We start from the raw sequence: 10,375 nt of genomic DNA, 5'->3' as shown, positions 1-10,375 counted from the left end.
TACATTGTCGCAGTTTTTGATCCCATTTTTTCAGATTTTGTGAGAAATCCGCGCCTATTCTATAGTTTTATGCACCCCTCATATAGAATTGGTATAAAATCGCACTATAACTATGTTCTAGTACGAGATTCAGTCTTACTACTTGGCTAATTTATTAGCTTTACTTATATTTTGGTTCCAAGTGAACCATTTAACACGGATATTTAAAAGCACAAATTTTTAGCAAAATTTCACTTAAATAAGTATTCACACTAGAGCGATCGCCAAACTTTTCGGTCTACTGTATGTTGCAAGTCCAACTGAGCCATTCAACGCTAGTATTTCAAAGCACAAATATCAGACAAAAATCCACTTAGAGAACTATTCATCATAGAGCGATCGCAAAACTTTTTGGTCTACTGACTTGTCAAAACCATTGTTGATGGAATCGATTTCAGCTGAACTGACGGCGGAACTGACGAACACTAAGGGTCATCAGTACTGTAGCGAAAACGAGCAGAATAAGCACCTGAGGCCATATAGTCTCCAGACCAACTCCCTTCAGCAAAATCCCGCGACAGACCTCAATGAAATAACGCAAGGGGTCGAGATAAGTCAAGCATTGCATAAAGGTGGGCATAGAGGATATTGGAGTGGTGGCTCCAGATAAAAGCACTAAGGGCGGATTGATAAAGAAAGCTGTCAACTGTGTCTGCTGCTCACTTTTTGAGTAAGAAGCAATTAGGATGCCAATGCTAATTCCCACCAAGAAGTAAAGCATGGCAATCATGATGAGCAATAGTAAATTACCTCGGAATGGTAGATCAAAGATCAGCCTTGCTACACTAAGAGCAATAAAAACGTCAACGGTAAGTATAATCAGTAATGGACAAACCTTAGCCAGGATAACCTCTGTATCTGAGGCTGGAGTCATGACTAACTGCTCGATAGTCCCCGTTTCTTTTTCTCGCACCACCAATGATGCGGCAGCTTGGGAACCAATCACTGTAAGTAAAATTCCAAATACTCCTGACACAATGAACCAAGTCGGTTCCAGCCCCGGATTGTAGAACACCGTCGTCTGAATCTGGACTTGTTTGTTAGTTGTTGATTGTTGGGTGAGGGAGTTGTTGGTAGCATAGGCAGAACCAATGACTCTTTGACGTAAGGATTTAGATAGTTGCGGTGCGTTGTTTAACTGACGTGTGTTATGGTCGGAAACCAATTGACTAATATAGTTAGAGGCAATAGTTGCCGTATTGGCATCAACGGCATCATACAGTGCCTGTACTTCTACTGAGCGTCTGCGAGTAATATTATCATCAAATTCTGGCGGAATCGTGATGCCAACAGTAAGTGAACCTTTTGCTAAATCAGCAAACATATCCTGGTGATCGCCATAGTAACGGCTAATGACAAACGCATTAGTTTGCTTGAATATTTCAATAAATTCACGGGAAGCACTGCTGTGACTGTAGTCGCTGATACCAAGTTTCAGGTCTTGAAACTTAGGATTCAAAGCGAAACCAAACAATATCAAAAAGACGGTAAACGGTACCAGCAATCGAATGAGGAACTGACGATTATGCAATATCTGAGCGAACTCTTTTCGGAATAACGCCCAGAATCGACTCCCAAAAATCACATCTATAATCTTTGCAAACCCTTTTCTTCTCATATTTCTCCTCCTTTACTCTAATGTCTCTCCACTCCTGATACCATTGATCTCTCACCCCACTTGCATACTTCGCAACCTACGCCAAGCCAAAAAGAAAAATAAGCTTGCTAGCAGTGCCAAAGCTAACACTGGAAGCCAAACTCCCAACCAGCCGACGCCACGAGCATAGGCATCGCGAGTGATCAGAATATAGTGTTGGGCTGGAATTAAGTAGGAAATCCAACGGATGGCGATTGGGATATTAGAGACTGGATAAATATAGCCAGAGAGTTGTAGTGACGACAGAAAGGCGGTGAAGGAAACTGCTTGAATTGCCGCACTTTGTATTTGAGTATTTCTACCGATAAAAATACCCCAAAAAACACCACAAGTGATGTAGACAGACGAACCGACGATCATAGGTGTGGGGTCGCCTGCAAACCACAGACCAAAGACCAACCACGCTTCTATATTCACTAACAACACCTCTGCCATACCCACCAGCCAGAATGCCGTTGCTTTACCAAGCAGATACTCCATGCCTGTCAGACTAGATGCGTAAACTTGCAGGATAGTCCCCTGTTCGTACTCTTTTGCTGTCGTCAAAGCTGCAAGCAGTGTGGGAAATAGGGTGACAGTAATCGCTAAAGCCCCAGGACCGATGTACTTTAAAGTTTCTAAACCGGGGTTATACCACGACTGTGACTGAAGACTGACTACAGGAACGTTACGCCCTTGGGAATTTTCTACAAAAGTGTTGGTAATTCCTTTTGCATAGCCTCTGACAATATTGGCAGTGTTGGAATCAGTCCCATCTATTAAAATTTGTGCTGACGCACCCCGCTTTGTCCTTAAAAAGTCCCGCGCAAATTTGGAGGGGATAATTAAACCTGCGGCAACTTTCCCCCGATCCAGCAGTTGAGGGACATTAACATTTGGTCCATACGCAACTATATTAAATTTGGTGGTGCGTTCAAAGGTTGCAACATACTCCCGGCTGACAAATGTCTCGTCTAGATCCTGAATGGCAAAGTTAATTTGATTCACTTTTAACGACACCCCAAAGCCAAACAACAATAGCAGTATCAATGGCAACCCCAGTGCCATAAGTAATGAGAGTCTATCTCTTCCTAATTGCGTCAGTTCTTTAATCGTTTGGGCAAAGATGCGTTTCATTTAGTTGGTGGTTGTTAAAAGCTAAAAGCTAATCTTTCGGTACATCTAAACCACGTTGGCGTGCTTGTTCTAGAACGTTGATGAATACGTCTTCGAGGGAAAATTCTATTTCTCGGTGCCTTTGTACTTGGACTCCAACTTCTTGAAGCCAATTTTCTACTTGGGGAATTTGAGCCTGTGCATTGTCTAAGATGGTATGCAGGCGAGAACCGAAGATGGACACGCTTCTACGGTCAAGCTTTTGCTTTAGGACATCTGAGGCTTGTTGCAAGCGATCACACTCCCATTCCACCAATTGTCCCGGTTGTTCTTGTTTAACTTGGCGTGGGGTGCCTTGTGCCACAAGTTCTCCTGCGACCATGAATCCCAAACGGTGACATTGTTCGGCTTCTTCTAAGTAATGTGTTGTCACAAGGACTGCCATGCCTTCACTGGCGAACTGGTTAATCCAACGCCAAAATTCTCGTCTTGCTAAGGGGTCAACGCCAGAAGTCGGTTCTTCGAGAAACACAACTTTTGGTTCATGCATCACTGCTGCACCAAAAGCGACTCGTTGCTTCCAACCGCCTGGTAAGTCAGCCGTCAGCCGATCTGCCTGACCTACCAAGTCACTCATCTGGAGGACCCAGTTTTTCTTGGCTTGGCGGTGACGACGGGGTATGCGATAAACACCGCAGTAAAACTCTAAATTTTCTCCTATTGTTAAGTCATCGTAGAGGGTAAATTTTTGCGACATATAGCCTAGTTTCTGACGCACTTCGGCACTACGCAATTGACTTGTTTCTCCAGCTAGGCTGACTTTTCCAGAACTGGCTGGTATTAAGCCACACAGAATCTTGATCGTGGTGGTTTTTCCGGCACCGTTTGCCCCTAAAAGACCAAACACCTCACCGTATTGAATGTTCAAATTAATATCTTTGACAGCACGGAAATTACAGAAAACTTTATTCAAATTTTCTGCCCCTATTGCTGTTCCGGGAGATTTTTCTAAGTGGAAAATTCTCGGGTAGTTACCAGCAGAATTATCACCTTTGAGTTCCTGCAACCGCGCAACAAAGCTGTTTTCTAGAGTTGGGGTATCGGTGGTAAAATGTTCGATTTCCATCTGTTGCTGTTCTAAGATGCTCTGAATTCTCTGGGTGGTTTCCTTCGGCTGGTTCGTTAACACATCCAAGCGATCGCCAAAGCGTTGCACATCAGAAACAGTATCCTGCAAATCAACATTCTTCATTAAAATTTCTGCTGCCCGATCTAGCTGGGCAACAGGCAGGTAAACTTCTAACCGTTGCACACCCAAACTCGCTTTCACATGAGTAGGTGTATCGCACTGCTGTATTTTCCCTTCATACATTAAAGCAATTCGTGAACAGCGTTCTGCTTCATCCAGGTAAGGTGTGGCAACGACTGTCGTCATGCCTTCACTAACAGCAAGTTGTGCTAAAATATACCAAAAATCGCGACGCGATACCGGGTCAACACCTGTCGTCGGTTCATCTAACAGCAAGATTTTAGGTTGGTGAATGAGTACGCAGCACAGAGCGAGTTTCTGTTTCATTCCTCCTGAAAGCCGTCCGGTTAAGCGGTCTTTGAACTGTGCTAGATCTAGTTGTTGGAGGTAGCGATCGCTACGGCTTTTAAAAGTCACGTCACTCACCTCGTGCAAACCTGCGGCGTAACGCAAATTTTCCAAAATACTCATGTCTTCGTAAAGACTGAAACGTTGAGTGAGATAGCCCATTTGCAATCGCACATCTCTGGCGGGAGAATTGAGAATTTCAACAGTGCCACCTTTTTGCGGCATGACGCCTGAGAGAATCTGGAATGTCGTGGTTTTGCCTGCCCCATCCGGTTCGATCAGTCCAAAAATCTCGCCCGGATAGATGTCTAAGTTTATACCTGCTACGGCTTGTTTGCTTTGTTTGCCGTAGGAGTGTTGTAAATCCCGGATGGAGATGATGGGGGTGTTAGTGCGTTGTTTTTGGGTGTTTGTCTGGAGTGTTATTGTCATATTTAATAAAACGCAGAGACGCAAAGGACGCAGAGGGGTGTAGGTTAGGATGAACACAGTTGCAAAATAGGTGAATTGGACAACATAACGCCCCTACTGCCTCATCTCCCCCTCCTTTGTTCTGGTACAAGAATCCGACCATCTGCAGGCATTCCTGGTTTTGCTAAACCTTGGTTGTTTTTTAGGGTGAGTTCGACGCCAAATACTTGGGTGACTCTGTCTTTTTTGAAGTAGGTGTTTTCTGGGGTGAAGCTGGCTTTGGGGTCTACCCGAGTAACTGTTGCCTGAAGGGGTTGTTTGGGAAAGGCATCTAAGTAAACTAAGCCGGGTTCACCGACTCTAACTTTACCGATATCTCCTTCGGGAATGAAGCCGCGCAGGTATAGATCGTTGGTATTTACTATTGTTAACAGGGGTGCCCCTGCTGCCACAACTTCGCCTGGTTCTACGAAACGGGTCATGATGTTACCAGTGAGGGGGCTGTTAATGGTTAGGTAATTTAAATTTGCTTGACTTTGTGCTTGTGTGGCTTGGGCATTTTGGAGATCCTGCTGGGCGATTAAAATGTCGGTACGGGCTTGAGCAATTTGTTTCTGGATCTGCAATGCTGCTGCTGCTTTGATGGGTGAATTACGGAGGGTTGCTTGCGCTTGAATGAGTGACCCCTGTGCCGATTGTACCTGCTGATGCGCTGCATCTACGCTGGCTTGGGCTGTTTGGACGCTGGTGTCATACTCGTCTCGTGTCTGAAGTGATACAGCGCCTTGGATAGATAACTCTCGGTAACGTCGTTGTTTGACTTGTGCCAGCTTGAGATTGGCATGGGCTTTAATGAGTTGGGCACGCAATGCGGCGAGAGATTTTTCAGCCTCGGTAACTTTGCCTTGACTGTCTTGTTTGACTTGCTGTGTGGTCAAATTTGCCTGCTGTAGTTTGGCTTCTAAGATCGGTAACTGCTGGCTGTAACGCTTTAAACTTTCCTGTGCTGATCGCACTTTGGCTTGAGATGCTTGCACTTGAGCAAGTTGGTCGGCATCGTCTATTTTCACTAACAGTTGACTTTGCTTAACGACATCTCCTTCTCTGACGGATACGTTGGCAATCCGACCGCCAATTTTTGCCGACACATCAGTTTCATGACCCTCTATACGACCGCTTAAGAACAAACCTGGTTCTGGATGATATGAGAATACACGGTAGACTCCGTATCCCACACCAGCTAAAAGTACGATCGCTCCCAGAATCAGCACGGCTTTGGGGATGCGTCTTTTCGGTTTATGGGGTTCAGGCTCTTGCTTTATCGGTTGTTTTTCATCTTTCACAGTTCACTAAATGATTCGTATTATTTTTACAAGCAGTACGAGGACATTGGAGCAATAAATTAGTACTGGGTTATTGTCGCTCGGTATTTGTGCTGATCAATTAAGATTAAGTATTTTTGCTTAGTATGGGTAATAGATTCTACGATTTCTGCATCGCTGATTGTGAGATTGTTAGTCATATTTGTAAGCGCTTTTGAAAATGAACATACACAGACGTACAGCATCGTCTGTGCAGGGAGAGCAGGGGAGGCTCTTGAGGTAAAGAGTTGATGAAAAGCTGTTCTTTCTGTGGGAACTGCAACTCTACGGGAATTCCTCAAGAACTGCCTGCCGAGGGCGAATAAATTGTAACCGTTCACGGGGGATCAAAAAAATGTCCGATATGAGACTCTAATGGAAGTTGAGTTAGAAGTGCCAGATCACTCGACCCTATGAGCGATGTTCATTAATCTTTGCTCCAGACCAAGGCGCTTCGGTTAAAAAATGATGTCATTGATGGTAATTCACCCCTACAGCGTTAGAAGGCATCTTTTTTGATTCTTTCTCTCGTTTTCTCCCAATAATCCCCCGTGAAGGATGTCTAAACTCTCTTTTTTGAACTTTCTGAGTAAACACATCATCGAACCATTGACACCATTTTTCAAAGCACGGTGGCATGGCTACGGGGGTTGTCTCTTTCATTTGGGAGTTACTTCGAAGTGAAAGCTATGCTGATAAACCATTATACTCTGTTTTTCTTTTCTTTTTTGTTTAAGTCCCATTAGTAGTATGGGGTGTGAAAGTGACATGGAGAGCCTTTAGACTACGTAAATTCATGTTTTTCTGCCACTCCAGCTTCTCTTGCGTTAGCTTTAAGTCAGGCAACTGTTGCACAAGTGTATTGATAGCGATTTCTGCTTCAAGTCTTGCCAATGTTGCACCCAAACAATAGTGAATACTATCGGCAAAAGCCAAGTGATTATTATTTTGTCGTGTAATATCAAGGCGATCTGGGTCAGGAAATTGTGCAGGATCGCGATTTGCACTTCCCAAGTAAGCAAAAACTGTCTCACCTGCCTGAATTGTCTTGCCACCTATATCAACGTTTTCAATTGCTACTCGTATAGTTTGTTGGACTGGACTATCATACCGCAATAGTTCTTCCACAGCACTTTGGATAAGCGTTGGTTCCTGTTTAAGCTTTTGTAGCTGGTCCGGATGACGCAACAGAGCCAGCATAGCATTGCCTATAAAGCTGATTGTACTTTCTTCACCGGTCAGAAACAACATCATACAGACGGATACAATTTCCTCTTCACTGAGCTTGGCATCCTGTTCTTTAGCTGCAATTAAGGCACTCAGCAGATCGTTTTGCGGTCTTTTTTGTCGTTCTGCAATCAGGGTGCGTAAGTAATCCGCAAACGAAAGCGCAATTTTATTCATTTGTTCATAGTCTTCCAAAGACCTGAAGGCATCTATAATATGAGACAGTTCAGCTGCCCAACCATGTAGCTTGAACTGATCCTCAACGGGTACACCCAATATTACAGCAATTACCTTGACAGGTAATAAACATGCAAAATCGGAAATAATATCCATTAAGCCCTTTTTTTGAATTTTGCTAATAAGTTCGTCTGTGACTTCCTGGATTTGAAAACGTAGACGTTTACCGCTTGCAGAAGAAAAGGCTTTGCTAACCAGCCCTCGTAGCTTAGTATGGTCGGGTGGATTTAGAAACATTAACCATTTACTGGAGGCTTGTATAAGTCCATTAAAATTGCCTTGCTCCAGGTGATGGCTTTTCTGTTCGAGACTGGTTGATAAACTTTTTACACAAAAGCGAGAATCGCGTAAAACTGCTTTAACATCGGTGTAGCGAGTAAGTACCCACATACCCATGAAGCTTCGGTGTACAGGTTCAAAGGAGCGGAGGCGGTGGTAGGTGGGATAAGGATCAGCGTGGAACTCGCTGTCAAAAGGATTAAATTGAAATACCCTTGCATCTCCTAATTTATCAGTTTTTAAAAAACTAATAATCTTGTGGTTTGTATTGGCGATTGGCTCCATTTCTAGATCCTCTTCTAAACATCGACTTCAAAAACTTAACGCGACAACTATTATTCTGTTGCTAAGTCTTGAGCTAAATATTGAGCTAGCGTTTTGATATCCGGGTATGCCCAGAAAACTGTGGGTTCAATTTCATACTCTAACCACTGGCTTAATTGAATGGATAAGGTTACTGCTACTGAGGAATCGAGACCGTATGCAGCAAAAGACTGCTTGCTATCTATTTCGCTTTGCGGTATTTTTAAGTACAAAGCTAGATTAGCAACAAGCCAGATTTCGATTGTTTCTTGTGAGGGAACTGAGCCTTGGGATAACTTTTTTGCCTCAACCTCTTTCTCCTCTTTAAGTTGAAATCTCGAATCTTCTATCTGTTCCCACAAAGCTTCTACTTCCGTCTGTAGTTCTAGCAAATCTGCTTTTGAATTTGCAGTCCATTCTCCGACGACATCTAGATTCCTCTCTAGAAAATTAATTCGGCACAGATGACGTTGAATCTTACCACTAGAAGTTTTCGGGATACTTGCTGTCTTCAGCAGTATAACAGCATGAACTTGTAGCTCGTACTGCTCAGACACCGCTTGACGGATGGCTCGAATCACTTCATCTACATCGAGTTCATACAGGTAATTCCGTTCCACTTCATTAACAACTACCAACTGTTCTTGTTCATTAACCTCTACTGCAAATGCTGCTCCACATCCAGACCGCAGTGCGGCATGACTTTGCTCAACTGTCAGTTCAATATCTTGGGGATAATAATTGCGACCTCGGATAATAATCAGATCCTTTAGTCGCCCAGTAATGAACAACTCGCCATTTTCAAAGAAGCCTAAATCGCCGGTGCGGAGAAAGGTATCAGAACTTGTATCCTTTAGGGAAGCTCGAAAAGTATATTTTGTATCTTCAGGTCGGTTCCAGTACCCTTGAGCTACACTTGCACCTGTAAGCCAAATCTCTCCAACTTGATTGGGTGAACACTCCAGTAAAGTTTTGGGGTTGACGATAATAACTTTTTGGTTAAGCCATGTTTTTCCACAACTGACAAGGACACGGCATCTGTCGTTTTTACTATTTGTTTTTGTTAGTACTACCTGATTCTGTTCGAGTTCAGATGCGTGGACTATTTGTAAAACTGGTGGACTTGTTTTTAAACCTCCAGAAACGAATAAAGTGGCTTCAGCCATACCGTAGCAAGGATAAAATGCCTCTTTACGAAAACCACATAATGCAAAAGCAGTTGCAAACCGCTCTAGTGTCTCGGCATGTATGGGTTCAGATCCATTAAAAGCCAGCTTCCAACTACTCAAATCCAAATTTTCTCGCTCTTGGGGAGTTATCCTATTTACACACAAGTCATATGCAAAATTAGATCCGCCGCTAGTTGTTGCTTTGTATCGAGAAATTGCGCTTAACCAGCGCAAAGGTTTTTGGAGAAATGCTACAGGTGACATGAGAATACTCGATGCCCCTAAATATACAGGTTGTAGTACGTTTCCAATCAGTCCCATGTCATGGAACAAAGGTAGCCAACTGACACCTATACTTTCCTCTGTTTGTTGGAATGCCTTTTTAATCATTTCCAGGTTGTGTAGCAGATTGGCGTGACTTATCATTACGCCTTTCGGCATACTGGTTGAGCCGGAAGTGTACTGTAGAAATGCCAATGCGTCGCTATTTACTTTTAGAGGCTGCCAATCCTCTACTAGAGGATTACTAGCAAGATTTTCGGTAGCTATGTAATGTAAAGCCGCTAGTTCTGGTTCTTGTTTTAAGCTATGTTCAATATTAGCAAGCAAGGATGCTGTTGTTAGGACAAAAGTAGTTTGGGCATCTTTTACAATAGCTTGCAGCTTCGTTATATGCTGTTTGCGCCGTGGTGGGTACGCAGGAACAGCAATAACTCCTGCATATAAACAACCAAAAAAAGCAGTAATAAATTCCAGTCCGGGTTGATAAAGGAGAAGCATCCTTTCTCCAGTGGCTTTCATACTCAATAGGTGAGCAGCAATAGCTTTTGCTTTATAATTTAACTGCTGATATGTTAATTTAACCTCTTCTTTTTCTCCGTCGGCTAAGAAAATAAAAGCTATTTGGTTTGGTTGATGGAGAGATTTTTCAGCCAATAAGTCAACTAAAGTAACTAAACTATGAGAATTTAGTAAGGAAGTCATTAGAATTTTTCATCCT

6 protein-coding genes and 1 pseudogene are annotated in these 10,375 nt (G+C 43.2%); all 7 read right to left on the bottom strand.

All coding sequences use genetic code 11. The annotated features are described in order from the left end of the window. Positions 1 to 433 precede the first annotated feature (433 nt). The 7 genes and pseudogenes from RMY63_RS31205 to RMY63_RS31175 all read right to left on the bottom strand — a co-directional run bounded on the left by RMY63_RS31205 (position 434) and on the right by RMY63_RS31175 (position 10,359). Positions 434 to 1,657 carry an ABC transporter permease gene (locus RMY63_RS31205; protein ID WP_322732401.1) on the bottom strand — a complete coding sequence of 408 codons (1,224 nt, stop codon included), beginning with the start codon at positions 1,655 to 1,657 and terminating at the stop codon, positions 434 to 436. A gap of 51 nt (positions 1,658 to 1,708) precedes the next feature. After that, positions 1,709 to 2,812 (bottom strand): ABC transporter permease, encoded by a 1,104-nt coding sequence (locus RMY63_RS31200; protein ID WP_322732400.1) that lies wholly within the window; start codon positions 2,810 to 2,812, stop codon positions 1,709 to 1,711. Between the two features lie 28 nt (positions 2,813 to 2,840). After that, a complete protein-coding gene (locus tag RMY63_RS31195) occupies positions 2,841 to 4,820 on the bottom strand; it encodes an ATP-binding cassette domain-containing protein (RefSeq protein ID WP_322732399.1) in 1,980 nt (659 codons plus the stop codon). Positions 4,821 to 4,921: 101 nt separating this feature from the next. Beyond that, the gene (locus RMY63_RS31190) at positions 4,922 to 6,142 is read right to left on the bottom strand and encodes an HlyD family secretion protein (protein ID WP_322732398.1); all 1,221 of its coding nucleotides are present in this window, start codon (positions 6,140 to 6,142) and stop codon (positions 4,922 to 4,924) included. A 492-nt stretch (positions 6,143 to 6,634) separates the two neighbouring features. After that, positions 6,635 to 6,823 (bottom strand): annotated as a pseudogene (locus RMY63_RS31185) (IS701 family transposase); the annotation flags it as partial. Between the two features lie 69 nt (positions 6,824 to 6,892). After that, on the bottom strand, positions 6,893 to 8,188 hold the full coding sequence (locus tag RMY63_RS31180; protein ID WP_322732397.1) for a cytochrome P450: 1,296 nt from the start codon (positions 8,186 to 8,188) through the stop codon (positions 6,893 to 6,895). Between the two features lie 50 nt (positions 8,189 to 8,238). Further along, positions 8,239 to 10,359, bottom strand: a complete 2,121-nt coding sequence (locus RMY63_RS31175; RefSeq protein WP_322732396.1) for an AMP-binding protein — start codon at positions 10,357 to 10,359, stop codon at positions 8,239 to 8,241. Positions 10,360 to 10,375: the final 16 nt, after the last annotated feature.

The organism is Nostoc sp. ChiQUE01b (assembly GCF_034531255.1).
Lineage (GTDB): Bacteria > Cyanobacteriota > Cyanobacteriia > Cyanobacteriales > Nostocaceae > Nostoc.
The sequence above is the reverse complement of the archived record's forward strand: the minus strand, read 5'-3'. Positions and strand labels throughout refer to the sequence as shown.